This is a genomic window from Microbispora sitophila (assembly GCF_014892245.1).
Taxonomy (GTDB): domain Bacteria; phylum Actinomycetota; class Actinomycetes; order Streptosporangiales; family Streptosporangiaceae; genus Microbispora; species Microbispora siamensis.
In genome coordinates, this window is the sequence record NZ_JADBGC010000001.1 from 88,491 (window position 1) to 115,003 (window position 26,513).

Sequence of the window (26,513 nt, forward strand, 5' to 3'; positions counted from 1 at the left end):
GTCTGGCCCGGTCTACCCCTCTCGCCCGCTTTTGTGGCAGGTGAGAGGGGTAGACCAGCACCATGGCACAGGCCCTGCACATCGGGATGGTCGCGCCGCCGTGGTACGACATCCCGCCCCGCACGTACGGCGGCATCGAGGCGGTGACCGCCGCCCTGGTCCGCGGCCTGCGGGGGCGCGGGCACCGGGTCACCGTCATCGGGGCCGGCCGCGACGTGGATCTGCGGACCTACGACGAGCCGCCCTCGGCACGGATCGGCGAGCCGTTCCCCGAGGTGGTTCACGCGGCCGAGGCGGCCCGCCTCCTGCGGGGCCTGGACGTGGACATCGTCCACGACCACTCGCTGGCGGGGCCGCTCACCGCCGCGGGGCGGCTCGTGCCGACGGTCGTCACCTGCCACAACGACGTGAGCGGGGAACTCGGGAACTACTACCGGAGCCTCGGCGCGGACGTGTCCCTGGTGGCCATCTCCTCGGCCCAGCGCGCCCACGCGCCCGACCTGAACTGGGTGGGGCGAGTGCACAACGCGGTGGACGCCGCGGCGTGGCCGTTCCGGGAGCGCAAGGACGACTGGGTACTGTGGCTGGGGCGGCTCAGCCCGGACAAGGGCGCGCACCTCGCGATCGAGGCGGCGCGGGCGGCGGGGCGCCGCATCCTGCTGGTCGGCAGGCGAGCCGAGCGGGCGGAGCAGGCCTACTTCCACGAGCGGGTGGAGCCGCTGCTCGGGCCCGACGTCGAATACCTGGGAGAGGCGGACGGCCCGCTCAAGAACGACCTGTTCTCCCGGGCCCGATGCCTGGTGCTCCCGCTTCTGTGGGACGAGCCCTTCGGCATGGTCATGATCGAGGCGATGGCCTGCGGCACGCCGGTGGTGGCGCTGCGGCGGGGCGCGGTCCCCGAGGTCGTGGCGGACGGGGTGACCGGCTACGTCCGCGACACGCCCGACGAGCTTCCCGCCGCGATCGAGGCGGTCTCCGCCCTCGACCCGCACGCGGTGCGCGACCGCGTGGTCCGGCACTTCGACGTGCCCGTGATGGTCGAGGGATACGAGCAGGTCTACCACGGCATCACGGCCGCGACGCGGGCCGCTCCCCGGCGGCCCCTCCCGCTCGGCCGCTGATCCCCCTTTATGGTGGGGGCCATGGGTGAATTCGTGAGGGTGGAGATCTCCGAGCACATCGCCACGATCCGGCTCGACCGGCCGAAGATGAACGCGCTGAACCGGCAGGTCCAGGAGGAGATCGCGGAGGCCGCGCGGCTCGTGGACGCCGATCCGAACACGCACGCGGTCATCGTCTACGGCGGTGAACGCGTCTTCGCGGCCGGTGCCGACATCAAGGAGATGGCGGTCATGTCCTACGCCGACATGGCCGTGCACTCGCGCACACTGCAGGAGTGCTTCACCGCCGTCGCGCGGATCGGCAAGCCGGTGATCGCGGCGATCATCGGGTACGCCCTGGGCGGCGGCTGCGAGCTCGCGCTGTGCGCCGACTTCCGGGTGGCCGGAGAGAGCGCGAAGCTCGGCCAGCCGGAGATCACCCTCGGGCTCATCCCCGGCGCGGGCGGGACCCAGCGCCTGTCCCGGCTCGTCGGGCCCGCCCGGGCCAAGGACCTGATCTTCACCGGGCGGCACGTGGACGCCGCCGAGGCGCTCGCCATCGGCCTGGTCGACCGGGTGGTGCCCGACGGCGAGGTCTACACGGCGGCGCTCGAACTCGCCGCGACGTTCGCCGAGGGACCCGTCGCCGCGGTCCGGGCGGCCAAGCTCGCGATCGACCACGGCCTCGAGACCGACCTCGACACCGGCCTGGAGATCGAGCGGCTCCAGTTCTCCGGCCTGTTCGCCACCCAGGACGCCCGGGAGGGCATGACGGCCTTCGCCGAGAAGCGTCGCCCCAAATTCACAGGAAGCTGAGTTCACGGGCAGCTGAGTTCACCGGCCAGTGACATTGCCGCGCCCCTCTGTGTTGATTTGCCACGCCTCCGGCGCGGCGGCTCGGGGCGCCTACAGTCCGCGTGGTCGTGCCGGAGGCGCGCAATGGGCGCTTCCCTCGGTGCGTGCTCGCTCGTTCCTCGCTCCGCGCGCTCCTCAGTCCAGACAGGGCCGCGCTCCTCGCGGGTCAGGCTGTGTGGGCGAGGATGGCGCCGGCCAGTTCCGCGTGCACCTCGGGCGGCAGGGTGTGGCCCATGCCCTCGACCGTCATCAGCCGGGCGCCGGGGATCTGCTCGGCGATGAGGGCGCCGTGGCCCGGCTTGGCGGGCTCGTGCGTGCCCTCGACGACCAGGGTGGACGCCTTGACCCGGTGCAGAACGCCCACCGGCTCGAAGTCCGGCTTCGCCGCTGCCGCCAGCCGGTGGTTGGCCGCCGCGTCGAGGTCCCGCGCCCGGTCGTACAGGCGTTCCTGCAGCCTGCGCGAGGCGTCCTCGTCGAACGGCAGCCCGGTGCCGTGCAGCACGCGGTCCTCCGCGATCATGCGCTCGATCCGCTCCCGCCGGTCGCGCGGCGGCGGCGCGGTGATCAGCTCGCGGTAGAACGCGACGAACTCCGGCGTGGGCTCGGGCAGGCTGTCCTCGGGCTGCGGCTCGCCCATCAGCGCCCGCATGAGCACCGCGCCCTCACCGCCGCCGAGCGGCGATGAGCCGATGACGGTGAGCGTCCGCACGCGCTCCGGCCGCTCCACCGCGATCAGCTGCCCGAGCAGCCCGCCCGCCGAATGGCAGACCAGATGCGCGCTGTCCAGCCCGTGCGCGTCCATCACCCGTAGCACGTCGTTCTTGATGTCGTCCCATGTGTACGGATCCTTCTCGAAGTCGACGACGTCGGACATCCCGGTGTCGCGGTGGTCGTAGCGGATCACGCGCCGGCCGCCGGCGGCGAGCCGGCCCACGAACTCGTCCGGCCACAGGATCCCCTGCGACATCGAACCCATCACCAGCACGATCGGCGCGTCGGCCGCGGCCCCGAACTCTTCACTCCAGATGTTTGGCATGGGCTAAAGCATGTCGTCCGCGGTCGCCGCCGCCTTCCGTAGAACTACTAGCCGAGCCAGTTCCGTACGTGAGGTGATGCCGAGCTTCGGATAGATCTTGTACAGGTGGTATTCGACCGTGCGCGGGCTCAGGAACAGCCGTGCGGCGATCTCCTTGCTGGTCGCGCCGCCCGCCACCAGGGTGGCGATGCGCAGCTCCTGCGGGGTGAGCGTGTCCAGCGCCGTCCCTCCTACCTCGGGGATCGCCTCGGCGACCGCGGGCGCGTCCGCACCCGTTCGCACGCTCTCGCCCGCCGCGCGCAGCTCGCCGTACGCGCGCCGCGCCCACGGCGCGGCTCCCGCCCGCTGGAACGTCTCGAACGCCGCGCGCAGGTGCGCTCTGGCCTCGCCCGGCCGGTGCGTACGGCGCAGCCGCTCGCCCAGCAGCAGCCCCGTCCTGGCCGCCTCGAACGGGTTGGTGTGCAGTCGTGACGCCTCCAGGAGCGACTCGACCGCCTGGTCGTCCGGCAGGACCAGGCCGCGGCAGCGGGCGAGCAAGGCCTGGGACTCGGCCGTCCCCGCGTGGGCCGACCAGTGCTCGTACGCCTCCAGCGCCCTGCGGGCGGCGTCCGGATCGCCGGCGCCCAGGGCGGCCTCGATCCGGTCCGGCGTGGCCCGCCAGACCACCGCCGGATGCCCGGCGCCGGGCCCCGCCGAGACGATGGCGGTAAACCGGTCGTGCGCCGCGGCGAACCGGCCCAGGCACAGGTCGAGCATGGCCAGGGCGTAGGCCGCGACCCCGGCGCGCAGGCCCACCCGGTGCGGGACGGCGATGGCCAGCGCCTCCCCGGCGTACCGGGCGCAGAGCTCCTCCTCGCCGCGCAGGGCCGCCACGGCCGCGAGGTTGGCCAGATGCGCGGCCACGGTGTTGGCGTATCCGGCCTCGCGAGCCAGCTCCAGCGCCTCCTCGGAGACGGCCCGGCTCTCCGCGAGGCGCCCGGCCAGCCGTTCCGCGGTGGCGACGAACTCCAGCACCACGGGCAGCTGGCCCGTCATCCCGGAGACCCTGGCCACCCGCCCGGCCCGCTCGGCCAGCTCGGCCGACAGGTCTACCTCGCCCAGTTGGCTGGCCGCCGCCGCGGCCCACAGGAACTCGGCCGCCTCGCGCAACTCGCCCGTACGGCCGAGGGCCCGCCTGAGCAGGTCGTGCCCGCTGCCGTCGGCGAGCGTCGCGCCGAGGCCGGCGACCACGTCGCGCAGGAACCCCTTGGGGAATGCGGCCGCCCGCCGCCCGATCTCGATGATGGCCTCCGTGTCGCCGACGTACGACGCGGCCTCCGAGGCGTCGGCCAGCATGTCCAGGGTGTCGCCCGAGGCGAGGATCCGTACGGCCTCGGCGGCGTCGCCCGAGTTCAGCTCGAACCGCCCCCGCAGCTGCGCGATCTCCATGATCAGCCCGGGGTCCGCCCCCGCGAACTCTCGGGCCTCGGCCAGCAGGGACTCCGCCTGGCCGGGACGCCCCCCGAGCCAGGCGGCCACGGCGGCGTCCTTGAGCCGCCGGGCGCGCACCAGCGGTTCGGGGGTGAGTTCGGCGGCCCTGGTCAGGGCGGTGGCGGCGGCGCCGTACCCGCCCCGGTCCCGGTCCCGTTCCGCGACCCGCGCGAGCGCGGTGGCGACCGATTCGTCCTGTCCGAGCGCGGCCCCGGCCAAATGCCAGGCTCGCCGGTCCCCGTCGGACAGCTCGGCCAGCACCGCGTGCGCTTCGCGGCGTTCGGCGGGGGAGCACGCCTCGTACACCGCGGACCGGATCAGCGGATGGCGGAACCGCACGTGCGTCCCGGACACGCCCGCGAGCCCGGCGGACTCGAGCTCGGGCAGCGCCGCTTCGCCCGCGCCCAGCCGGTCGGCGGCCCGCAGCACCAGGTCGAGATCGCTCTCGACCGCCGCCAGCAAGGCCGTCAGCCGTGCCCCTTCGGACAGCGCGGCCACCCGGTCGCCGAAGAGCCGGTTGCCGCCCGGCAGGGGGTCGGGCAGCGGTTCCCGGCCGGCCCGCTGGGCGGGGGTGAGCAGCCGGGCCGACTCGCGCAGCGCCAGCGGATTGCCCCCGGTCAGTGTCACGAGGTCTCGCCTGACCGGCGCCGCGAGCGTGAAGCCGGCGTCGAGCAGTTCCGCGGCCGCCGGTTCCGCCAGCCCGGCGATCTCCAGCGAGGGCAGGCCCTTCACCGGCACGTCGCCACGTACGGCCAGCGGCATCGCGATCGGCTCCGTGCCGAGCCGCCTGGCGGCGAACAGCAGGGCGTCGGCCGAAGGCCGGTCCACCCACTGGAAATCGTCGACCACGCAGATCAGCCCGTCCGGCGCGGCGGCCTCGGCCAGCAGCGACAGCACCCCGGCCGCCAGCAGGAACCGATCGCCGGAGCCGGCCGGGGCCAGCCCGAGCGCGCCGCACACGGCCTCGGCCTGCGGTTCCGGCAGCGCGTCGAGCAGCCCGGTCACCGGCAGCAGCAACTGGTGCAGGGCGGCGAACGCCAGATCGGCCTCCGCCTCGACCCCGGTGGTCCGCAGGACCCGCATGGGCCCGCCCCGGGAGGCCGCCAGGTCGAGCAGCGCCGTCTTGCCGGCACCGGCCTCGCCGCGCAGCACCAGCGCGCCCCCGGAGCCTTTCCTGGCCCGATCGATCAGGTCGTCGATCGCGGCCGTTTCCACCGATCTGCCGTAAAGCACAACCGCAGACTGTATTGCGTGGCGAGGTCGCGTCCGACGCCCTTGTCCGGTCGAGAGGGCCGGCAGGCCTTTTCCCAGCCACCTTTGAGCAACTCTGTACTTTGCGTAAAGAATCGCTCAAAAATGCCGCTATCGTGGCGGCTCATGATGCGGTTGCGAGTGCTGGGCCTGTCACGGCTGCGCCGGGCGCTGCTGTCCCGGCTCGACTCTCGATACGTCACCAAGCCCGACCACCGGCAGGACCTGAAGGACGCCCTCTGGGAGGTCCAGATGCTCCGCCGGGAGATCGTGGCGCTGCGCGGCGAGGTCGACCGGCTGCGGCGGGGAACCGGAACGCCCGTCAAGGCGGCACCGGAGCCCCGGGTGACGGCGGACCCCAAGGCGGCCGAGGCGTACCGGCTGGCGACCGAGACCGCCGAGGCGGTGGACACGCTGCTGCAGAACGAGATGCGCATCTGGCAGGCGATCGACGATCTGTCGGCGCGGGTGGGCGCTCCCGGACGGGCGGGGTGACCGGTCGTGCGGGTGCGGTGGACGCGTGACGCGGACGTCTGGCGACTGGTCTTCCTGCTCGACGCGGAGGACGAGACCACGGGGGCCTGCACCGACGGCCACCCCATCGAGTTGCGTACGAACTCCTGCCACATCCGGACCGGGGACGCCGGCGCGTCCCCGCATCCCGACCTGCTCGCGGTCACCGCGTGGACCGTCGTCGCGCCGTGGGTCAGGCGGCGGGTGACGTTCGACCGGCCGATCTCCGCCGGGCTCGCCGAGGCGCTGCGTACGGGGTGGGGCGTGGACGCCGGGCCGGTCGGGGCGGACGCCAGGAGCGGCACCCGTCTGGCCATCTCCTACAGCGGGGGCGCGGACTCGATGGCCGTGGCCGCGATGTTCCCCGACGCGCCGTTCGTGCACTTCCAGCGGGTGAGCCACCCCCGGGTGCCCAACCGGTGGACGCACTACCGATCCGAGGTGCTGGCACGACTCGTCCACAAGAGCGGACGGGAGACACACGTCGTTCAGTCGGACCTGGAGTTCGTGCTGAGCCGGCCCCGGCCGGGTTTCCCGGAGCACCACGCGGTGACGGCGGGCGCGCTCCTGCTCGCCGACGACCTCGACCTCGGCGGCGTCGCCTTCGGACACGAGCTGGGGTCGCGCTGGCTCGGCGGCGAGCGCTACACCCACCGCTACAGCCCGGACAACCCCATGTGGGCGGCCGACGGTCCGTGGGGCCGCCTGTTCGCCGCGGCCGGGGTCGCGATGGTCCTCCCCGCCGGCGGCCTGAGCGAGCCCGTGACCATGCGGATGGCCATGGAGTCCGACCTCGCGCATCTGGTCCGCTGGTGCCTGCGGGGGGACATGGACGGCCCCTGCACGAAGTGCGCGAAGTGCCTGCGCAAGGAGCTGATCCTGGCGGCCGTGGAGCGGCGGCCGCTCGACACGCCGATCACCGCCGGGATGCCCGCCGCACGCAAGTGGCAGGAGCCCCCGCCGTACGGTGGCCAGGAGACCATCGAGTACGGGTGCGCGCACGTCCCGGGCATCGAGGACACCCCCTTCGCCAAGGCGGCGGAGTACCTTCAGGCGACGGCCGAGTCCGTACGGTGGCTGGAGCACTGCTATCCGCCCGCGCTCCGGGAGATCCCCGAGCCCTGGCGGGCCCGGGTCGAGGCGTACGTCGGTGAGAACATCGGGCTGATGACGGAGGACGAGGCACGCCGGGTGGAGACGTGGGGGGCACGATGAGGATTTACCTGTCGGTGGACATGGAGGGGGTCACCGGGCTGACCGACCCCGAGGAGATGCATCACGGCGGCCGCGGTTACGAGCGCGGCTGCGAGATGATGACGGGGGACGCCAACGCGGTGGTCCAGGGCGCCTTCGACGCGGGCGCCGCGTCCGTGCTGGTGAACGACGCCCACGGGTCCACCAAGAACCTCAGGATCGACCTGCTGGACGAGCGGGCCACCCTGATCAGGGGTCCGGGCAAGCCGCACCGCATGGGGCAGGGCCTGGTCGCCGGCTTGGACGCCGCCTGCTTCGCCGGCTACCACGCCCGGGCCGGCGTGCCGCACGGGGTGCTCAACCACACGTGGATGGGCAAGGAGATCCAGAACGTCTACCTGAACGGCGAGGTCTGCGGCGAGACCCGGATCGTGGCCGGCTTCGCGGGCTCGCTGGGCGTGCCGGTCGCGCTCGTCACCGGCGACGACGCGGTGTGCGAGGAGGCCAGGGAACTGCTCGGCGAGGTCGAGACGGTCGCCGTGAAGAAGGGCATCGACAAGTTCTCCGCCGAGCTGCTGCCCCCGGCCGTCGCCTGGCGGCGCATCCGCGAGGGTGCCGCCCGCGCGCTCGGCAGGCTGTCCGACTTCCGGCCCTACGTGGTCGAGCCGCCGTACACCCTCGGTGTGGAGTGGAACTCCACCGCCATCGCCGCGGCCTGCTCGATCGTGCCCGGCGTACGGCTCGCCGGCCCCCGGCACACCGAGTTCACCACGGACGACTACCACCAGATCATGGCCCTGTTCGGGATCTTCTCGATGATCGGGGGTCAGGTGGCCTGCGGCAGCGGCCGCTACGGCTGACACCCGGTCTCCTCCCAGATCCAGTTCCCTCAGGTGAAAGAGCAGGCAAGGTGGGCAGTGACGGCGTGACCCGGGAGCGTACGGGTGCGCTGTCGCGGCGCGCCTTCCTGGTGGGCGTCGGCGCGGCCGGAGGCGCCGGAGCGATGTACGCGGCCATGGGCGCCCTCGGGCTCGCACCCGACCACCAGCAGAAGGACTACACGCCGCCCAGCCGGTCCGACTTCGCGCTCAGCGGGAGGGGCGCCGGGTCCGTCGTGATCCTCGGGGCGGGGATCGCGGGCCTGGCCACCGCGTACGAGCTGGGCAAGGCGGGGTACGACTGCACGATCCTGGAGGCCCGGGACCGGGCCGGCGGACGCAGCCTCACACTGCGCGGCGGCGACCGGCTGCCCGAGTTGTCCGGTGCGACGCAGGAAGTGCGGTTCGGGGAGGACGTCTACTTCAACGCCGGGCCGGCCCGCATCGCCCAGTGGATGGTCACCCTCGACTACTGCCGCGAGCTGGGCGTGCCCATCGAGTTGTTCGTCAACGAGAACTCCGGGGCGTACGTCTTCAACAAAGGGATGCGGGCCCCGGTGCGGGCCCGCACCGCGCGCGCCGACACCTACGGCTACATCAGCGAGTTGCTGGCGAAGGCCACGAGGACCGGCGCGCTGGACGCACGGCTGACGGCGGCGGACAAGGACCGCCTGCTCCACTTCCTGTCGGAGTTCGGCGACATCGGGAAGCGCTACGTCTACACGGGGTCCGAGCGCAGGGGCTTCGCGACGTACCCCGGCGCCGGCGCGGGGGCGCCGCTCGACGGCCCACCGGCCCTGTCGGAGGTGCTCGGCTACGGGCTCGGCCGGTCGATCGCGTTCCCCTTCGGCTTCGAGCAGGCCATGCCGATGTTCCAGCCGGTCGGCGGCATGGACGCCATAGCGGTCAAGCTCGCCGAGGCGGTCGGTCGCGACCGCGTCCGCACCTCGGCCGAAGTGAAGAAGATCACGAACCTGCCCGACGGAGTGGAGATCGAGCACACGGGCGGCCGTACCCGCGCGGACTACTGCGTCGCGGCCCTGCCGCCGCACGTGCTCGCCCGGATCCCCGGCAACCTGGACGCCCGGGTCGTCGCGGCCCTGCGGACGCCCACCCCGGTGTCGGCCGGGAAGATCGGGCTGGAGTACCGCCGCCGCTGGTGGGAGACCGACGAGCGGATCTACGGCGGCATCACCGAGACCGACCTGGACATCGCACACATCTGGTATCCCTCGTACGGTTTCCACGGCACCCGCGGGCTGGTGGTCGGCTACTACAACCTCGACGAGGACGCCGACGCGTACGCCCGTCTCCCCCACGAGGAACGGCAGCGGCGGGCACTCACCCAGGGCAAGAAGATCCACGGCGAGAAGTACCGCTCGGAACTACTGTCCAGCGTCTCGATCGCCTGGCGGCGGCAGCCGCACATCGAGGGCGCCTGGGTCGCCTGGCCCTCCTACGAGGGCGCCTTCGCGCTCCTGCAGCGGCCGGCCGGCCGGGTGTACTTCGCGGGCGACTGGCTCACGCACCTCGTCGCCTGGCAGGCGGGGGCGCTGGAGTCGGCCCGTAAGGTGGTCACCCAACTGCATGAGCGCGCCGTCAAGGAGGGCTGAATGCCACTCGAATGGGTTCCCGCGTCCGACCGGCCCGACCTGCTCGCCGATCCCGTCGCCAAGGCCGTGGCCTCTCTCGACGTGAAGGTGGAGGTCGCCGAGATCGATGCCGCGCTCGCCGACACCGCCGCGTTCTGCGAGCGGTACGGCGTGGCGATGGAGGACTCGGCCAACTGCGTCATCGTCGCCGCCAAGCGGGGCGGGGAGACGCGGTACGCCGCCGTCATGGTGCTCGCCACCGGGCGGGCCGACATCAACGGAATCGTGCGCCGCCACCTGGACGCGCGGAAGGCGTCCTTCGCCCCGCAGACGGAGGCCGTCGAACTGACCGGAATGGAGTACGGCGGCATCACTCCGATCGGTCTTCCCGAGGACTGGCCGGTGCTCGTTGACGAAAACGTGACCCGGCGGCCGTTCGTGGTGATCGGCAGCGGCGTCCGCCGCTCCAAGCTGGCGCTTTCCGGCGAGGCGCTGGTCGCGGCGACGCGGGGGGAGGTCCTCGCGCTCACCATTTGACAGCCTGCCCGGAAACCGATGGCGTCTTTTCACCGTTGTGCTGAGCGGAGATGTGGCGCGATGGTTCACTCATGGGCGTTCTTTTAGTCGGTATGGTGCTTAGGCAATGAATCAGGACGACCGACTGGGCCCGTACCGGCTGCTGAGGCGGCTCGGTGAGGGCGGCATGGGCGTGGTTCACCTCGCCCTCGACCCGCAGGGCAGGCAGGTGGCCGTCAAGGTCCTGCGCTCGGAGGTGGCGGGCGACGACGTGGCGCGCAGGCGTCTGTCGCGCGAGGTCGAGACCATGCGGCGGGTGCGCGGGCCGAACATCGCGGAGGTCGTCGACGCCGACGTCACGGGGCGCAGGCCGTACATCGTCACGCGCTACGTGCCGGGACGGCCACTCGACGAGATCGTCAAGAACGACGGCCCGCTGTCCCTCGACGCTGTGCTCAAGGTCGCCGTCGGGGTGGCCGAGGCCCTCGCCGTCGTGCACGCCGCCGGGGTCATCCATCGCGACCTGAAGCCGGGCAACGTGCTGATGCTGGACGGCCAGCCGGTGCTGATCGACTTCGGCATCGCCCAGGCGGTCGACGCCACCCGGCTCACCCAGACCGGCATGTTCATCGGCACGCCCGGATACCTCGCCCCCGAGATCATCGAGGGTCACGAGGCCGGGCCGCAGGTGGACGTGCACGCCTGGGCCGGCACCGTGCTGTTCGCCGCCACCGGCCAGCCGCCGTTCGGCAAGGGCACGCTGGAGATGGTCTTCTTCAACATCACCTCCGGCCGGGCCAACGTCGAGGCCGCCCCCGCGCCGATCCAGCCGATGCTGCGCGCCGCGTTCAACCGCGACCCGGCCAGGCGGCCGACCGCGGCCGAGCTCGTACGGCAGCTCGCGTGGCTCATGCCCCAGTCGCCGGGCGGCAGGCCCCGGGTGCCCGACGAGATCACGACGGTGCCCAACGTCGACGACACCGGCGGTCAGCAGGCGCCCGGCGCCGGCCGGCCGGGCGGGCCCGTCGCGGGCGGGCCGCCGACCGGGTCGCCGATGCCGCCGATCACCCCGCCGGTCGCGCCCGTGGCGACGCCGCCGGTCACGCCGTCCCAGCCGGGCGGCCGGGCCGAGGAGTTCGTTTCACTGCTGCGCGAGACGCCCGCGGCGGGCCAGGGCGGCGATCCCTTCCCGACCGTGCGGGTGACCGGAGAGGACCTGCGCCGGGCGGGCCTCGGGCCGGCCGCTCCACCGAACGGCCCAGGGAACAGCCAGGTGGAGAGCCCGGCCGAGGGCGACATCCCCACCCGGATGGCTCCGCCCCGCACCCCGCCGACCGGCCCGTCCGGTCCGTCCGCGTTCCCGGGCTCGCCCGTGTCGGGCCCGGCTCCCACGACCGGTGGGCCGTCCGCCCCGCCGTATGGCCGGCCGGACGAGTGGCCCACGCCGATGCTGCGCCCGGAGGGCGACATCCCCACCCGGCGGGTGACCTCCGAGGAGGTGCGTCAGGCCGTCAGCGGCGATCCCACGGGACCACGCGCGGCGTCCCCCGGGTTCACGCAACCCGGGTCGCCGCAACCAGGCTCGCCGCAGCATGGGTCCGCTCAGCACGGGTCCTACGACCAGGGGGACGTGGCGGCGCGCGACCACGCGCTCTTCGGGCACGCGCCCGAGATCTACGAGCGGACTCCGCACATCCACCAGCCGAACCCCGCGCCGTTCATGCCGACGGTGCGGGTGCCGCCGCCGACCGTGCCGCCCATGCCGTTCACGCCCGGGGGGCTGTTCCAGCGCTCCAAGACGTACGGCGTGGCCAGCGCGCTGCTGCTCGTCGTGATGACGTCGCTCGCGGTCATGGCGCCGCTGCTGGTGTGCCTGGTGGCCGTGCCGGCCGTGGTGCTGCTGCGGGCCGCCGACCTGGCCCAGCCGCACCTCAACTCCCGACGCCCTGCGGGCGCCGCGGCGGCCGACGTGCTGCGGGTGCTGAGCCGTCCGGCGGAGCTCGTGAAGTCGATCGGCGTCACGATCGCGCTCGTGCCGTACGCGCTGATCCTGGGACTGCCGGTGACGCTGCTGCTCACCGTCCTCCTCGGCGCCACGCCCGCGCTCCGGCTCGCGGCGCTGAGCTGGGGGATCGCGACGGCCCTGTGGACGATCTGCGCGGGGCCGGGAGTCGTGGGTCCGGGCAGGCAGATGCGGCGGACGCTGGCCTCGCTGGTGCCCGGCGAGGGAGCGGCGAAGGGGCTCGCCTGGGGGATCGGCGCCTTGGCGGTGCTGACGGCGGCGCTCGCGCTCTCCAGCCTTCTGGGTAAACAGACAGCAGGGCACTTCTGGGGCCCAATCGACGTTGTGTCAGTACTGGAACGACTGAGAGACCTGCGTAACCAGGCGGGGAACGGGTGACGGGGGACGACATGTCGGCTACTGAGGCTCCGGAGAGGATCGGGCCCTACCGGCTGCTCAGGCAGCTCGGCGAGGGCGGCATGGGGGTGGTCCATCTCGGCCTGGACGCGGAGGGGCGCGAGGTCGCGGTCAAGGTCCTGCACCCGCACGTCGCCACCGACCTCAAGGCGCGCGACCGGCTCACCCGCGAGGTCGAGACCATGCGGCGGGTGCGCAGCAAGCGCGTCGCCGAGGTCCTCGACGCCGACCTGACCGGCGCCGCGCCCTACATCGTGACGCGGTACGCCCCCGGTCGGACCTTAGAGCAGACGGTGCTGGAGGACGGGCCGCTCAGCGACGACGGCGTGATCCGGCTCGCGGTGGGCCTGTGCGAGGCCCTGGTCGCCATCCACGCGGCCGACGTCATCCACCGCGACCTCAAGCCGGCCAACGTGATGCTCGTGGACGGCGAGCCGCTCGTGATCGACTTCGGCATCGCCCACCTGGTCAACGCCACCCGGCTGACCCAGACGGGGATGTTCGTCGGCACGCCCGGCTACCTCGCTCCGGAGATCATCCGGGACACCGAGATCACCCAGGCCGCCGACGTGCACGCGCTGGCGGCCACGGTCTTCTTCGCGGCGACAGGGAAGGCGCCGTTCGGCTCGGGCACGTTCGAGTCGGTCTGTTACAACATCCTCGAAGGCAAGGCGCAGGTGGACCTCGCGCCGGCCTGGCTGCGGGGCTGGCTGCGCTCCGCGCTGGCGCCCGAGGCCACGTCGCGTCCCACGGGCGCGTCGTTGCTCCGGCTCACCCGTTCGCTCGACCCCTCGGTCACCGTGCTCCAGGAGACCGCCCACGAGCCGCCACGGGACGGCGGGACGCGGATCCTGGACGGCACGCGCGTGCTCGACGAGCCGGCGCGCAGGGACGCGGGCGGCCCGGTGAATGGGGGTGGCTCGGTGAACGGCGCCAACGGGAGCCGGACCACCATGCTGCCGGCCGACGACGACAGCTACTCCGACCTGCTGCCGCCAGTGAACTACGTGGAGCCGGAGCGCCCCCGCCGGGAGCCCCGGGCGCCCAGGCAGCGCCGCCCGGTGTCCGCGCCGCCTCCGGCGCATCCGCAGGCCCCGCCGTACGGGCAGGCGAGCCCGCCCCCGCCGCCGTACCAGCCTCCCGGCTACCAGCAACCCGTTTACCAGCCGTACACCGACCAGCGGGTGGCGGGCTACCCGGAGCCCCGGGTCGCGCCGCCGCCGGCTCCCGCCGCGCCGCACGAGCCCGAGCCGAGGCGGGCCCCCTACCGGGCCCCGCATCCGGTGCTCGCGGCCCTGCTGCTGGCCACGCTCGTGGCGCTGGCCTGCCTGCTGCCGGTCGTGGTGAGCCTGTTCGCCGTCGTGGCGGCGCTGTGCCTGCGGGTGGGGCAGTACCTGCTCGGCGATCTCGCCGACCGCCGGGCCGCGCGGGGCAGCAGTGGGGCCGACCCGCTCCTCGCGGTGCTCGGCACGCCGTGGGCGCTGATCAAGGCCGGGCTGGCGACGGTGGTGCAGGTGCCGCTGGCCGTGATGTTCGCGATGTGCGTGTGGGGCGGGTTTCACTACCTCGGCGGGGTCAGGCCCGACCCGGCCGCCGCGTACGCCGCGGGCGCCTTCGTGGCCGGGCTGTTCCTCCTCCCCGGCGGGAAAGCCCCCCGCAAGGCGGTGTCCCGGACGCTGAGCGCGGTGATCCGGAGCCCCGGAGCGGGAATGATCGTGACGATCGCGGTCGGCACGGTCGCGCTGTTCGCGATCATGACGGCGCTGTCCGCGGACGCCTCGTGGATCCCCTGGCGGCCGCCGTCGGTGGCGGTGGACCACATCGTCGCGGATCTCAAACAGAAGGGTCAGGACACGGTCGTCAACCTGATCGGCGGCGTGATCGGGGACATCATGGACAGGATCGGCCTGGGCTTCCTGACCTTCTGGACCTGACCGCCCCGGTCCCTCGGTGAACCGGGAGGCCCCGAGCGAAGCGGAGGCCCCGAGCGAAGCGGGAGACACAGTTTGGGAACGCCGGAACAGCTTGGTCCCTACCGTCTGGTCTCCGCGCTCGGCTCCGGCGGGTTCGGTGAGGTCCACCTCGCGCTCGACCCCGACGGGCGCACGGTGGCGGTGAAGGTCCTGCATCCCCACGTCGCCTCCGACGGGTTCGCGATCACCCGCCTCGCCCGCGAGGTGGAGACCATGCGCCGCGTTCGCGGGGCCCACGTCGCCGAAGTGCTGGACGTCTCGCTGTCGGGGGAGCGGCCCTACATCGTCACCCGGTACGTCCAGGGCAGGCCGCTCAGCACGCTCGTGGCCAAGGACGGGCCGGTCGCAGGGGCCGACCTGCTGCGGCTCGCCCTGGGGCTGGCGGAGGCGCTGGAGTCCGTCCACGCCGCCGGCGTCGTCCACCGCGACCTCAAGCCGGCCAACGTGATCGTCTCCGAGCGCGAGCCGTACGTGATCGACTTCGGCATCGCCTGCGCGCTGGAGTCGGCCTCGGTCACCGCGTCGGGCGCGGTCGTCGGCACGCCCGGCTACCTGGCTCCCGAGGTGCTGGAGGGCCGGGAGGCCGGGCCGGAGGCCGACGTGTTCGCCTGGGGGGCGACGCTGGCCTTCGCCTCGTCGGGGCGGCAGCCGTACGGGACCGGGCCGGCCGCGGCGATCGCCTACCGGGTCGTCCACCGCGAGCCCGATCTGTCGGGCGTGCCGTCCTGGCTCGTCCCGATCGTGGAGCGGTGCCTGAGCGCGGATCCGGCCGACCGCCCGGCGACGGCCGAGCTGGCCGGGCTCCTCAAGGACGCCGCGCCGGTGCTGGACGGGGTCGAGCCGGCGCGGCCCGACCTGTCGGAGGCGCCCACCCAGCAGTGGCGTCCCGGTGACCGGCGGCAGAGCCGGCCCTCCCGGGGAACCCGGCGGGGAGAGGTGGACGACCCGCGCGCCGCGCACCGGGAGAAGCTGCACCGCCGCTGGGTGATCGGCTCCGCGGTGGTCGTCGGCCTGTTCGCCGCCGCGGCACGCGCCAACCTGCCCGAGGTGTCGCTTCTCCTGCTGGTGCTCTACGGCATCGCCCTGCTCGTGGACGCGGGGTTCGGGGTGCTGGGCAAGTCGAGGCGGCGGCTCGTGGTGGACCTCGCGGGCGGGGTCGGGGCCGTCGCGGTGTGGGCGCTGCTCAGCACGCTGTTCAGCACGGCGACGCTCCTCATGGCCGTCGGCACCGTCCTGTTCCTGCTCGTCATGCTCGTGTTCGCGAGTTGAACCCCGCTCGGGGAGGCTAGGAGAACCAGTTGCCGCCGAGCTCCTGGATGGTCCTGCTGCCCTTGGGCACCAGCAGTGCTTCGTTGAGCACCTGGTTGACGTGCTTGGGTGAGCCGCGGCTTCGGCATCCGCCGGCCCCAGTGGATCGGAGTCGCGACGGCCGGCCTGAAGGACTGCCCGGGGGAGCGGAAGAACGCGAGCACGTGGGGGCGGGCATGCCCCTTGGTGTCCTTGTGGGTCGCCCGCGCGATGAACCACTCGCCGATCGGCCGCTGCCGCTCCGGCCGGGGCAGGTAGATCGTCGGGGTGCCGGTCACGTTGATCGGCTTGTGCCCCGCGGCGGGGGAGTGGGCGCGGCGCTCGGCGTCGGCCGGGGCGACGTGACCGGGGCCGGCGCGTCGGCGCGGTGGGCGACCATGTCGGTGACCGCACCACAGCCGGACAGGCTTATGACAAGAGCCACGATCAGCCATGTCCCACGCACCGGCGAAGACCCCCAAGATCAACGCTACGAATGCCAACATATCGGACATCTAGGCACGGTGAGCTCCGCGCGGCCCCGCCTGCTTACGATCATGGAGTGGCCGGCGTGGACGGCGGGGCCACTCGGAGGTCCCGGCCACAGGGACCCCGCGACGCCTCCGGAACATAGTTCGGTAGGGTGGCAGTGGGCGTGACCGGGTTCTGGGTAATTCCTCAACCGAAGGACGCGGCCGTAAAAACCTGGAGGTTTGCACCTAAGCTACCGATGGGTAACATACGCCTGGGGGGGACCAGGGTCAGCTCGACACCCGGGCCACCTGCACAGGCGCGCCCGCGAGCACCTGGCAGTCTTGCATCACGTGCGCGTACCCCGCGCCACGTACCGAGAACCGCGGCGTCAGCCGTACGGAAAGGGGAGGTCGGCCACCGGCCATGAACATCGTCGTCTGCGTGAAGCAGGTCCCCGACACGGCGACCGAGCGCAAGCTGAGGTCCGATGACAAGACGCTCGACCGTGACGCCGCCGACGGCGTCGTGAACGAGCTCGACGAGTACGCGGTCGAGGAGGCGCTGCGGCTCAAGGAGGCCCATGGAGGCGAGGTCACCGTCCTCAGCATGGGCCCCGCCAAGGCGACCGAGACCATCCGCAAGGCCCTGGCGATGGGCGCCGACAAGGCGGTGCACCTGCACGACGACGCGCTGCACGGCTCGGACGCCCTCGGCTCCTCCTACGCCATCTCCCAGGCCCTGAAGAAGATCGGCTTCGACCTGGTGATCCTGGGTTCGGAGTCGACCGACGCCCGCACCGGCATGCTCGCCGCGATGCTGGCCGAGCGGCTCGGCGCCCCGCAGCTCACGCTCGCCAGCAAGGTCGAGGTCGAGGGCACCTCGATCCGGGTCGAGCGGATCACCGACTACGGCTACGACAAGGTCGAGGCGTCGCTGCCCGCCGTCGTGTCGGTGGTCGAGAAGATCAACGAGCCGCGCTACCCGTCGTTCAAGGGCATCATGGCCGCCAAGAAGAAGCCGGTCGAGACGCTCGGCGTCGCCGACGCGGAGATCGCGGCCGACCAGGTGGGCCTGGCGAACTCCTGGAGCGAGGTCGTCGACTTCGCCGCCGCCCCGCCGCGTGCCGCGGGCACCGTGATCAAGGATGAGGGCGACGGCGGAGCCAAGGCCGCCGAGTTCCTCGCGTCGAAGAAGTTCATCTGAGGGGCTTGGGATGAGTGAGATTCTGGTTCTCGTCGAGCACGTCGACGGAGACGTCAAGAAGGTCACCCTCGAACTGCTGACCCTGGCCCGGTCGCTGGGCACCCCGGCCGCCGTGTGGGCCGGCCCCGGCTACTCCGACGCCGCGAAGGCCAGGCTCGCCGAGTACGGCGCCGAGAAGATCTACGTGGCGACGGCCGACGAGATCGGCGACTACGTGGTGGCTCCGAAGGCCGAGGTGCTGGCGCACCTGGTGACCGAGCGGTCCCCGGCGGCGGTCTTCGTCGCCGCGACCGGCGAGGGCAAGGAGATCGCCGGCCGCCTGGCGGTCAAGACGGACTCCGGCGTGATCTCGGACGCGGTGGGCGTCGGCGAGGGCTTCGTCGCCGAGCAGTCCATCTTCGGCGGCGGCGTCAACGTCCACAGCCGCGTGACCAAGGGCACTCCGATCATCACGGTCCGCCCGAACAGCACCGCCCCCGTCGCCGCCGCCGCGGCCGGCGCCGAGGAGAAGGTGGAGGTCGCGCTGTCGGACGCCGCCCGCGCGGCCAGGATCGTCGAGCGGGTCGTCCAGGAGAAGGGTGCCCGTCCGGAGCTGACCGAGGCCGCGATCGTGGTCTCCGGCGGCCGAGGCGTGGGCTCGGGCGAGAACTTCGCGATCATCGAGAAGCTCGCCGACGCGCTCGGCGCGGCCGTGGGCGCCTCGCGGGCCGCGACCGACGCCGGCTGGTATCCGCACCAGTTCCAGGTCGGGCAGACGGGCAAGACCGTCTCCCCGCAGCTGTACATCGCGGCCGGTATCTCCGGCGCCATCCAGCACCGGGCCGGCATGCAGACCTCCAAGACCATCGTCGTGATCAACAAGGACGCCGAGGCGCCCCTGTTCGAGATCGCCGACTTCGGTGTCGTGGGCGACCTGTTCCAGGTCGTCCCGCAGCTCACCGAGGAGATCGAGAAGCGCAAGTAGGACCCGAGCCGGAAGCGGGGGGGCCCCCCGAGGGCGGCGCGCCGCCCCCCGCCCCCGGGGGGGCCGGGGGCGGCCCCCCCGCCCCCGCGGCGCCGCGGCCGGGGGGCCCCCCCCCCCCGCTTCCGCCTGCCGGGGCGGGCCGGGAGTCACGCGGCCAGGGGAAGGGACCGCTCCTCGTCCTCCGCGGACGCCCGCAGCGGGATGATCTCCATGCGGGAGGCGGGCAGCAGCCGTGCGGCCACGGCGATGACGACGCCGAGCACGACCGCCACACCCATCGCGACCCGCAGTGAGGCCGCGGTGGACAGGAAGCCGATGACCACGGGCCCGAGCAGCAGGCCCGCGTAGCCCATCGCGCTCGCCTGTGCGATCGCCGGGCCGGGCTCGCGCGTCGCGGTCCCCGCCAGCGACAGCGCCATCGGCGAGATCGTCGCCACCGACAGCCCGATGAAGAACAGCCCGGCCACGGCGGCCACGGTCACCGGCGCGGCGATCACCGCGAGGAACGCGAGCGCGGTGGCGGCGCCGGAGAACGTGATCAGCCCGCGCGCGCCGTAGCGGCCGCGCAGCCGGTCGCCGGCCAGCCGGGCGAGCAGCATGCCCGCCTCGAACACCGGGTAGCCGAGCGCGGCGACCGCCTCGGAGGCGTGCAGCGTGCCGATCAGGTAGAGGCCGTTCCAGTCGGCGACGACGCCCTCCACCATGAACGCGGCGAAGGTGACCGCGCCGAGCAGGTAGACGACCCCGGGCAGCCTGCGCCGGGCACGAGCCGGCGCCTGGCCCGCCTCGTCCGCCTCGGGCGCGGGGTCGGGCAGGTGCAGACGGCTCAGGGCCAGCGCCGCCGGCACCGACACCAGGGCGACGATCAGGATGTGGACGGTGAGGGACAGACCCAGGGCGATGGCCGCCGTGCCCAGCAGGCCCGCCGAGATCGCGCCGACGCACCATCCCGCGTGCATGCCGCTCATGATCGGCCGGCCGTACGCCCGCTCGACGGTCGAGCCCTGGGCGTTCATGCCGACGTCGACCGCGCCGAACGCCATGCCGAACAGCGCGGCGGCCACGGCCAGCACCGGGAGGGACGGCGCGAACGCGACGAGGACCAGTGACGCCGCGCACAGGGGAGCGGCCGCGCGCAGGACGCCACGGCTGCCGATCCTGGCCAGGACGACGCGCATGAGCTGCATGGTGAGCAGCGCGCCGATCCCCCAGCTGAGCAGGGTGAGCCCGACCGACGACTCCGGCAGGCGGAGCCGGTCGGCCAGCGCCGGGAGGCGCACGGTGAAAGTTCCACACATCAGGCCGGCCAGGACAAAGGTGAGGACTGCCCCGTGACGGGCCTTCCTCAAAGCGCGGGTCATCACAGCTTCCTTTCCAGGTGAGTCGAGTGGGTTTCCGGGCCCGGATTTACGGGCAGACACCAGCAGGTCGCCCTTTCACGGCAGAGCCGGAAGGAAGGGCGACCACCAGGTGCAGGTCAGGGGTTCACAAGCGGCGCGCTACAACAGGGCGAGCAGCCTGGCGCGGATCGCGGCGTAGTCGATGATCGCCGCGCAGTGGGTGGCGACCTCCCAGACGCCCTCACAGGCCAGCCGTACGACCTGGGAGGTCAGGGGGTCGGGCTCGTCGTCCAGGCCCTGCCGCATCCAGCGGTCCATCGCCCCGCGCAGCGGCGCGAGCAGTCCGGGATCGCCGGCCGCGCCCGTGACCACGGCCCATCGTCGCAGCCGGCCGGTCTCCACGGCCTCGAACGTCGCGGCGACGTACGCCCGGGTGTAGGTGCTCTCCGACTGCGCCTCGATCAGCGCGTCGAAATCGGCGATCAGGCGCTCGATCATGCCTTTGACGAGCGCGTCCTTACTGGCGAAGTGATAGAGGAGACCGCCCTTGCTGACACCGGCGCGCTCGGCCACCGCCGCCAGGGTCAGGGCCTGGGCGCCCTGATCCTGCAGCAGGCCCTCGGCCGCGTCCAGCAGTTCGTCCCTCCTCATGCCCTCTACTGTACCGTCTGGACGGTTAAGTTGCGACACGTGCCGGTGTCCTTTGCTCGCCCGGATACGCTTGGTGGGCTGAATACGTGTCAGGGAGGGGTCGTGGGAGCTGCTTATCTGGACCATGCCTCGACCACACCGATGCTGCCCGAGGCGATCGAGGCGATGACGGCCCAGCTCGGGCAGGTCGGCAACCCCTCGTCCCTGCACGCGGCGGGCCGCCGGGCCCGCCGGGTCGTCGAGGAGTCGCGCGAGACGATCGCCTGCGCGCTCGGCGCCCGCCCGAGCGAGGTCGTGTTCACGGCCGGCGGCACCGAGGCCGACAACCTCGCCGTCAAGGGCCTGTTCTGGGCGCGGAAGCGGCCCAGGATCCTGATCAGCTCGGTCGAGCACCACGCCGCCCTCGACCCCGCCCACTGGCTCGGCGACAACCACGGCGCCCGGATCGAACTGCTGGAAGTGGACGAGCGGGGCCGGGTGCATCCGGAGACGCTGCGCGAGGCCATCGCCCGCGACCCGGACGACGTGGCGCTGGTGAGCGTCATGTGGGCCAACAACGAGGTCGGCACCGTGCAGCCGGTGCGCGTGCTGGCCGCCATCGCGCACGAATACGGCATCCCCTTCCACACCGACGCGGTGCAGGCGGTCGGCCAGCTCCCGGTCTCGTTCGCCGAGTCCGGTGTGGACGCCATGACCGTCTCCGGCCACAAGGTCGGCGGTCCCGTGGGCGTCGGGGCGCTGCTGCTGGCCCGAGGCGTCGATCCGGTGCCCGTCCTGCATGGCGGCGGGCAGGAGCGTGACATCCGCTCCGGCACCCTCGACGCGCCGGCCATCGCCGGGTTCGCGGCGGCGGTCGAGACGGCCGTCGCGCGGCAGCCCGCCACGGCCGAGCGGCTGTCGGCGCTGCGCGACGACCTGATCGAGCGCGTACGGCTGGCCGTGCCCGACGTCGTGCTGAACGGTGACCCGGTGAACCGGCTGCCCGGCAACGCCCACTTCTCGTTCCCCGGCTGTGAGGGGGACGCCCTGCTCATGCTCCTCGACGCCAAGGGCGTGGAGTGCTCCACCGGATCGGCCTGCTCGGCCGGGGTCGCCCAGCCGTCCCACGTGCTGCTCGCCATGGGCCAGGACGGCGTACGCGCCCGCGGCTCGCTGCGCTTCTCCCTCGGCCACACCTCCGTGGAGGAGGACGTCGACCGGGTCGCGGAGGTCATCGGGCACGTCGTCGAGCGCGCCCGCCGTGCCGGCTTGTCGTAACCTGTCCGCGGTGCCCGGTGTAGCGCCACACGACCGCCGCGAGCGGCCTCCGCCGGATCTCGTGACCTCCCGCCGCCGGCGCCGCGCCTATCGGGCCGTACGGCGCAGCAGCGCCCGCTGCAGGCGAAGGATCGCCCGCGCACGCCGCGACGAGCGCAGCCGCCCCAGGCGGGCCTGGAGCCGGTCGCCAAGCTCGATCAGCTGTTCCTCGTCCGCGAAGCGCTCGATCTCGGGGAACATCTGCCGCTCCTCGTCGAGGTGGGCGTGCGACTCCAGCGCGTCGTGCATCACGCCCAGCTCCCGGTCGAACCGCTCTGTCCGCGGGTCGGCGCACACCAGCGCCGCGAGCTGGTCGCTGAGCTGGCGGTGCTCGGACCAGGCCGCCGCGATGGCCGGGGTGATGTGGCGCATGGCGGGATAGAAGACGTCCTCCTCGATCCGCTCGTGCATCCACAGCTCGTCGAACAGCTCGTCGGCGAGCGCGCGCCGCCGGCCGGGCTGGGAGCGCGGCGTCTCCCGCAGATGCCGCATGAGCCCCCGCAACACCTCGTGGTGCTCCACGAGCACCCGCGTCGCCGTCTTCCGCTCCTGCCGGGCGGGCGCCTGCGGCGCCTCCGTGAGCACCTGCTGCCTCCTCCTCACGGCTGCACCTCCTGCTGGTGGATCAGTGCGCTCCCGGGAGGCGCGGTGGCCGCGGCCGGCGCGCGGCGCACTTCGATCCACCCGTCGCGTACGCGGGTCTGGAAGCACGGCGCGGGCGCGGAGGCCGGGCCGTTCAGGCTCTCTCCGCTGGACAGCTCGAACCGGGAGCCGTGCCAGGGGCAGGTGAGGGCGCCGTCCCTGAGCCAGCCCTCGGACAGCGGGCCGCGCAGGTGCGGGCAGGCGTTCTCCAGGGCGTGGATGCGGCCGTCCGCGCGGACCAGGACGACATCCACGTCGCCCGCCCGCGCCCGGTGGGGGCGATTGTCGGTCAGGTCGCGCTCGGCCAGCACGGGGGTGAAATGGCGTGGATCGAGCTGCCTGCCGGTCTGGTCGACCCCGATCCTGTGGCGGTAGACGAGCGTGCCGCCCAGGAAGCCGCTGGTCATGATCACGGGATAGCCGAGCAGGGCGGCGAGCCGCCCACGCAGGTGGTGCCCCCGGCCCCGCTGTACCCACGACCAGCCGTACAGGACGAGGGCGAGCGTGTTGAGCGTGCCGTGGACCATGCCGACGCGCCGGGCGTTGTCGTGTGTGTGCTGCCAGTCGTGCAGGCCGGTCACCGCCGCGGCCAGCGCTCCGGCGAGGCCGACTCCCACGGCTGCGCGCGCCGCGCGTTTCTGCCCGGTGAGGTCCAGGACCAGCGCCGTCGTCCAGGAGCCGATCGGGAGGTCGGTGAACACCGGGTGGAGAGGATGTCCCAGCCAGACGCCGTGCAGGAGACCGCGGGTGCGGCCCCTGGTGATCCCGAGGAGGTTCTCGGCGAAGGCGAGACCCTGTTCGAGTCGATGACTCGCCCGGTCGAGGCGGTCATCGCCTTCGATCGCGTCCAGCAACCGGTCCAGTGTGCGCTGAGCCATGTCCGACCCCAATCCCATCGCCGGATCGGCCCCGCAGCCTGCGGGAACGGGCGGAACGCGGGCGCTCGCCCGCGCGTCGCGTCTATCGCGACGTGCCCGTGGTCAAATGTGATGAAACGCGCCGAATGTCCGGTTCAGGTCAGGAAGGGGGCGACCGCGCTCCATGAGGGATCCTCGGCCACGTCGACGCGGGCCCGCCCCTCCTTCCACTCGGCCGCGAGCTCCTCGACCACGGGCGGCACGGCCGCCGTCGGATCGGCGTAGACGTGCAGCACCCGGCTGCGGTCGGCGCTCATGTGGGCCGCCAGCACGGCCGAGCCGGCCTCGGCCAGCCGCTGTATCAGCCGGTCCTCGAAGTCGCGCAGCGCCTCGAGCGAGGCCCCGAGCGGCAGGCCGTCGCCGTCGGCCTCCTGGTAGGGCAGCGTGACGGCGATGTGCTGGTCGAACAGCGGGAAGTCCACCGGCCTGAGGGGGTAGCGGGCGGTGGCGATCAGCCGGCCGCCGGTCGCGGTGTGCCCTTCGAGGAGCGCCCACCGCTCGTCCGTGAAGCCCTCCGCCACGTCGGCGACGACGGCGGGCAGGTGGATCGCGGGGAGGGCGTCGATCGGCTCGAACTCCGCGGCCACGATCTCGCCCACCCATCGGGCCACCTCGTCCTCGCCCAGCAGCCAGTCGAGCGCGAGGAAGGTCGCCTCCGTCCGCGTGTCGTCGTCGACGTCGGGGAAGATCGGGTGGAAGGCGGTGACGTCCACACGCGGCGTGCCGGGCGGCACGCGCAGCGCCACCACCAGCCGGTCGAGCCCGAACTCGCGACCGCCGACGTCGAGCGTCAGATCCGCGGCCTGCGGGTTCGCCTGCCGCGACGGATGGAACTCCCACATCGCGTCCGCCGGCGGCGCGGCCAGGGCCCACCGGTGGGCGAACGGCCGCAGCTCCGGCTCGTTCGACGCGCTGACGACCAGGGCGTTCACGGCCATGCGGCCGGGAGCGATCTCCCAGACGAGGGACGGATGGAGCCCGGTGACGGCAGGGCCGATCATGTCGGCCAGGGCCTCGGGGTCCTCCGCCTCGACGTGCGCGTCGATCTGGGGACGGGCCTGGTCCCACCAGGTCCAGAATGCCGCGATGGCCTCGGCGGGGTCGGCGGACTCGCTCTTGCGCCCGAACAGTCGCATGACCCCGCATCCTCCCAGCCCGCCCGCCTCGATGCCAACGCGGGCGCGGCCCGGCGGGCGGTAACCTCGAACTGTTATGGGTCCCACACGAAAGCTCCGCGTCCTCGCCGCCATGTCCGGCGGCGTCGACTCCGCGGTGGCCGCCGCCCGGATCGCCGAGGCGGGGCACGACGTGACCGGCGTCCATCTGGCGCTGTCATCCAACCCGAAGTCCTACCGCACCGGCGCCCGCGGGTGCTGCACGCTGGAGGACGCCCGCGACGCCCGCCGGGCGGCCGACGTCATCGGCATCCCCTTCTACGTGTGGGACATGGCGGAACGGTTCCACCGCGACGTCGTCGAGGACTTCGTCAGCGAGTACGCCGCCGGGCGCACCCCCAACCCCTGCCTGCGCTGCAACGAGAAGATCAAGTTCGAGGCGGTGCTCGACCGGGCGCTCGCGCTCGGCTTCGACGCCGTCGCCACCGGCCACCACGCGCGGCTGGAGGACGGCGTGCTGCGGCGCAGCGTCGACGAGGCCAAGGACCAGTCGTACGTGCTGGGCGTGCTCACCCGCGAGCAGCTCGCGCACGCGATCTTCCCGCTGGGCGGCTCGACCAAGGCGCAGGTGCGCGAGGAGGCGGCGCGGCGCGGGCTGACCGTCGCCGACAAGCCCGACAGCCACGACATCTGCTTCATCGCCGACGGCGACACCCGGGCGTTCCTCGCCGATCGGCTCGGCGCGTCCGAGGGGCCGATCGTCGACGCGCTCACCGGCCAGGTGGTCGGCAGCCACCAGGGGGCGTACGGCTTCACGGTCGGGCAGCGCAAGGGCCTGCACATCGACCGGCCGGCCGCCGACGGCAGGCCGCGTTACGTGCTGTCGATCGAGCCGGTGTCCAACACGGTCACGGTCGGCCCCCGCACCTCTCTGGAGGTCCGGAGCATCGTGGGGGAGCGGCCGGTGTGGAACGGCCCGGTGCCGGAGCCGTACGAGCCGATCACCTGTACGGTCCAGTTGCGGGCGCACGGCGAGGTGTACGGCTGCCGCGCCCAGGTGTCGGGAGGCGAGCTGCACATCGAGCTCGACCGCCCGGCGACCGGCGTCGCGGCGGGGCAGGGGGCCGTCCTGTACGACGGGGAGGCCGTCATCGGCTCCGCCACGATCGCCTCGGCCGTCTGAGCTCAGGAGATCTCGACGGACTCCCCGGCCGGGATGCGGCGGAAGTCGGCCTTCTGCTTGTCCGCCTCCATGCCGAGCCAGTTGTCGATCAGCTTCGCGCCGATCTCGTTGACCAGCCCGTCGTGGGTCGAGTAGGCCCGGGCGGGCCGCACGTAGCGCAGGTAGAGGATCGTCTCGGCCGCCTTGAGCCACGGCCCGTTGGTCGGCACGAGCAGCGTGGGGACCTCGGCGCCCGGCGGCGTGAGGGCGTCACCGGGGTAGAACACCTCGTCGTCCACGAAGAAACCGACGTTCTGTACGGGCGGAACGTCGGGCAGGTTGAGCGCGTGCCACTCGCCGACCGCCCGCACGTGGAAGCCCGCCGTGTCGAAGGCGTCCCCATGGTGGACGACCTGGACCTGCGCCGGGATCTGGCCGAGCTGGTCGGCGACGGCCCGGCAGGTGAAGACCTCCAGGTCGGGGCTCGCGTTCTTGAGCAGATTCGCGTCCACGTGGTCGAAGTGCTCGTGGGTGACGAGCACGGCGTCCGCGCCGTCGAGGAGCCCCTCGCCGCTGAACGAGCCGGGGTCGATGACGAGCGTCCGCCCGTTCTTCTCCAGCCGCCAGCACGCGTGACCGAGTTTGGTGAGTTTCATACTCCCTAA

The 26,513-nt window shown here is 73.0% G+C and carries 22 protein-coding genes; 14 read left to right on the forward strand and 8 right to left on the reverse strand.

Annotation, left to right across the window (positions count from 1 at the left end; genetic code table 11):
- The first annotated feature begins 62 nt into the window (after positions 1–62).
- On the forward strand, positions 63–1,121 hold the full coding sequence (locus IL992_RS00385; protein ID WP_193201306.1) for a glycosyltransferase family 4 protein: 1,059 nt from the start codon (positions 63–65) through the stop codon (positions 1,119–1,121).
- Between the two features lie 21 nt (positions 1,122–1,142).
- Positions 1,143–1,916 carry an enoyl-CoA hydratase/isomerase family protein gene (locus IL992_RS00390; protein ID WP_193201307.1) on the forward strand — a complete coding sequence of 258 codons (774 nt, stop codon included), beginning with the start codon at positions 1,143–1,145 and terminating at the stop codon, positions 1,914–1,916.
- A gap of 205 nt (positions 1,917–2,121) precedes the next feature.
- On the opposite strand, the gene IL992_RS00395 is transcribed toward IL992_RS00390, so the two are convergent.
- Positions 2,122–2,991, reverse strand: a complete 870-nt coding sequence (locus IL992_RS00395) for an alpha/beta fold hydrolase (RefSeq protein ID WP_193201308.1) — start codon at positions 2,989–2,991, stop codon at positions 2,122–2,124.
- A 3-nt stretch (positions 2,992–2,994) separates the two neighbouring features.
- Positions 2,995–5,694, reverse strand: coding sequence for a helix-turn-helix transcriptional regulator (locus IL992_RS00400; protein ID WP_193201309.1), 2,700 nt, complete (start codon positions 5,692–5,694; stop codon positions 2,995–2,997).
- A gap of 144 nt (positions 5,695–5,838) precedes the next feature.
- On the opposite strand from IL992_RS00400, the gene IL992_RS00405 reads away from it, so the two are divergent.
- The 10 genes from IL992_RS00405 to IL992_RS00450 all read left to right on the forward strand — a co-directional run bounded on the left by IL992_RS00405 (position 5,839) and on the right by IL992_RS00450 (position 18,725).
- Positions 5,839–6,207, forward strand: a complete 369-nt coding sequence (locus tag IL992_RS00405; RefSeq protein ID WP_226872035.1) for a hypothetical protein — start codon at positions 5,839–5,841, stop codon at positions 6,205–6,207.
- Positions 6,208–6,213: 6 nt separating this feature from the next.
- Positions 6,214–7,440, forward strand: coding sequence for a DUF6395 domain-containing protein (locus IL992_RS00410; RefSeq protein ID WP_193201310.1), 1,227 nt, complete (start codon positions 6,214–6,216; stop codon positions 7,438–7,440).
- Complete coding sequence (locus IL992_RS00415; RefSeq protein ID WP_193201311.1) at positions 7,437–8,279, forward strand: M55 family metallopeptidase; 843 nt, start codon at positions 7,437–7,439, stop codon at positions 8,277–8,279. The genes IL992_RS00410 and IL992_RS00415 overlap by 4 nt, the downstream gene beginning before the upstream one ends.
- A 50-nt stretch (positions 8,280–8,329) precedes the next feature.
- Entirely contained in the window at positions 8,330–9,910 is a 1,581-nt protein-coding gene (locus IL992_RS00420; protein WP_319018231.1) for a flavin monoamine oxidase family protein, read from the forward strand.
- A complete protein-coding gene (locus IL992_RS00425) occupies positions 9,911–10,426 on the forward strand; it encodes a YbaK/EbsC family protein (RefSeq protein WP_193201312.1) in 516 nt (171 codons plus the stop codon).
- A 106-nt stretch (positions 10,427–10,532) separates the two neighbouring features.
- Entirely contained in the window at positions 10,533–12,806 is a 2,274-nt protein-coding gene (locus IL992_RS00430) for a serine/threonine-protein kinase (RefSeq protein WP_193201313.1), read from the forward strand.
- 11 nt (positions 12,807–12,817) lie between these two features.
- Entirely contained in the window at positions 12,818–14,758 is a 1,941-nt protein-coding gene (locus IL992_RS00435) for a serine/threonine-protein kinase (protein WP_193201314.1), read from the forward strand.
- 72 nt (positions 14,759–14,830) lie between these two features.
- The gene (locus tag IL992_RS00440; protein ID WP_193201315.1) at positions 14,831–16,066 is read left to right on the forward strand and encodes a serine/threonine-protein kinase; all 1,236 of its coding nucleotides are present in this window, start codon (positions 14,831–14,833) and stop codon (positions 16,064–16,066) included.
- Positions 16,067–16,981: 915 nt separating this feature from the next.
- A complete protein-coding gene (locus IL992_RS00445; RefSeq protein WP_193201316.1) occupies positions 16,982–17,761 on the forward strand; it encodes an electron transfer flavoprotein subunit beta/FixA family protein in 780 nt (259 codons plus the stop codon).
- Positions 17,762–17,771: 10 nt separating this feature from the next.
- Positions 17,772–18,725, forward strand: a complete 954-nt coding sequence (locus tag IL992_RS00450) for an electron transfer flavoprotein subunit alpha/FixB family protein (protein ID WP_193201317.1) — start codon at positions 17,772–17,774, stop codon at positions 18,723–18,725.
- A 146-nt stretch (positions 18,726–18,871) separates the two neighbouring features.
- On the opposite strand, the gene IL992_RS00455 is transcribed toward IL992_RS00450, so the two are convergent.
- The gene (locus IL992_RS00455) at positions 18,872–20,086 is read right to left on the reverse strand and encodes an MFS transporter (RefSeq protein WP_193201318.1); all 1,215 of its coding nucleotides are present in this window, start codon (positions 20,084–20,086) and stop codon (positions 18,872–18,874) included.
- A gap of 138 nt (positions 20,087–20,224) precedes the next feature.
- Positions 20,225–20,716 (reverse strand): TetR/AcrR family transcriptional regulator, encoded by a 492-nt coding sequence (locus tag IL992_RS00460; RefSeq protein WP_193201319.1) that lies wholly within the window; start codon positions 20,714–20,716, stop codon positions 20,225–20,227.
- Between the two features lie 102 nt (positions 20,717–20,818).
- On the opposite strand from IL992_RS00460, the gene IL992_RS00465 reads away from it, so the two are divergent.
- Complete coding sequence (locus tag IL992_RS00465) at positions 20,819–21,973, forward strand: cysteine desulfurase family protein (protein ID WP_193201320.1); 1,155 nt, start codon at positions 20,819–20,821, stop codon at positions 21,971–21,973.
- 87 nt (positions 21,974–22,060) lie between these two features.
- Here the strand turns inward: IL992_RS00465 and IL992_RS00470 are convergent, their stop codons facing one another.
- The 3 genes from IL992_RS00470 to IL992_RS00480 form a co-directional block, all read right to left on the reverse strand.
- On the reverse strand, positions 22,061–22,615 hold the full coding sequence (locus IL992_RS00470) for a hemerythrin domain-containing protein (protein WP_193201321.1): 555 nt from the start codon (positions 22,613–22,615) through the stop codon (positions 22,061–22,063).
- Complete coding sequence (locus IL992_RS00475; RefSeq protein ID WP_193201322.1) at positions 22,612–23,532, reverse strand: Rieske 2Fe-2S domain-containing protein; 921 nt, start codon at positions 23,530–23,532, stop codon at positions 22,612–22,614. The genes IL992_RS00470 and IL992_RS00475 overlap by 4 nt, the downstream gene beginning before the upstream one ends.
- Positions 23,533–23,666: 134 nt before the next feature.
- Positions 23,667–24,707, reverse strand: a complete 1,041-nt coding sequence (locus tag IL992_RS00480; protein ID WP_193201323.1) for a DUF695 domain-containing protein — start codon at positions 24,705–24,707, stop codon at positions 23,667–23,669.
- Between the two features lie 76 nt (positions 24,708–24,783).
- Here IL992_RS00480 and mnmA point away from each other — a divergent pair, with 76 nt between their 5' ends.
- Complete coding sequence (gene mnmA, locus IL992_RS00485) at positions 24,784–25,869, forward strand: tRNA 2-thiouridine(34) synthase MnmA (RefSeq protein ID WP_264294874.1); 1,086 nt, start codon at positions 24,784–24,786, stop codon at positions 25,867–25,869.
- Positions 25,870–25,871: 2 nt separating this feature from the next.
- Here mnmA and IL992_RS00490 read toward each other — a convergent pair whose 3' ends face one another.
- Entirely contained in the window at positions 25,872–26,504 is a 633-nt protein-coding gene (locus IL992_RS00490; protein WP_193201324.1) for an MBL fold metallo-hydrolase, read from the reverse strand.
- Positions 26,505–26,513: the final 9 nt, after the last annotated feature.

Coding starts and splice junctions, on each gene's coding strand:
- IL992_RS00430 (WP_193201313.1), top strand. CDS start 10,533: ATGAATCAGGACGACCGACTGGGCCCGTACCGGCTGCTGAGGCGGCTC.
- IL992_RS00425 (WP_193201312.1), top strand. CDS start 9,911: ATGCCACTCGAATGGGTTCCCGCGTCCGACCGGCCCGACCTGCTCGCC.
- IL992_RS00405 (WP_226872035.1), top strand. CDS start 5,839: ATGATGCGGTTGCGAGTGCTGGGCCTGTCACGGCTGCGCCGGGCGCTG.
- IL992_RS00455 (WP_193201318.1), bottom strand. CDS start 20,086: ATGACCCGCGCTTTGAGGAAGGCCCGTCACGGGGCAGTCCTCACCTTT.
- IL992_RS00390 (WP_193201307.1), top strand. CDS start 1,143: ATGGGTGAATTCGTGAGGGTGGAGATCTCCGAGCACATCGCCACGATC.
- IL992_RS00450 (WP_193201317.1), top strand. CDS start 17,772: ATGAGTGAGATTCTGGTTCTCGTCGAGCACGTCGACGGAGACGTCAAG.
- IL992_RS00415 (WP_193201311.1), top strand. CDS start 7,437: ATGAGGATTTACCTGTCGGTGGACATGGAGGGGGTCACCGGGCTGACC.
- IL992_RS00460 (WP_193201319.1), bottom strand. CDS start 20,716: ATGAGGAGGGACGAACTGCTGGACGCGGCCGAGGGCCTGCTGCAGGAT.
- IL992_RS00395 (WP_193201308.1), bottom strand. CDS start 2,991: ATGCCAAACATCTGGAGTGAAGAGTTCGGGGCCGCGGCCGACGCGCCG.
- IL992_RS00490 (WP_193201324.1), bottom strand. CDS start 26,504: ATGAAACTCACCAAACTCGGTCACGCGTGCTGGCGGCTGGAGAAGAAC.
- IL992_RS00445 (WP_193201316.1), top strand. CDS start 16,982: ATGAACATCGTCGTCTGCGTGAAGCAGGTCCCCGACACGGCGACCGAG.
- IL992_RS00385 (WP_193201306.1), top strand. CDS start 63: ATGGCACAGGCCCTGCACATCGGGATGGTCGCGCCGCCGTGGTACGAC.
- mnmA (WP_264294874.1), top strand. CDS start 24,784: ATGGGTCCCACACGAAAGCTCCGCGTCCTCGCCGCCATGTCCGGCGGC.
- IL992_RS00480 (WP_193201323.1), bottom strand. CDS start 24,707: ATGCGACTGTTCGGGCGCAAGAGCGAGTCCGCCGACCCCGCCGAGGCC.
- IL992_RS00475 (WP_193201322.1), bottom strand. CDS start 23,532: ATGGCTCAGCGCACACTGGACCGGTTGCTGGACGCGATCGAAGGCGAT.
- IL992_RS00435 (WP_193201314.1), top strand. CDS start 12,818: ATGTCGGCTACTGAGGCTCCGGAGAGGATCGGGCCCTACCGGCTGCTC.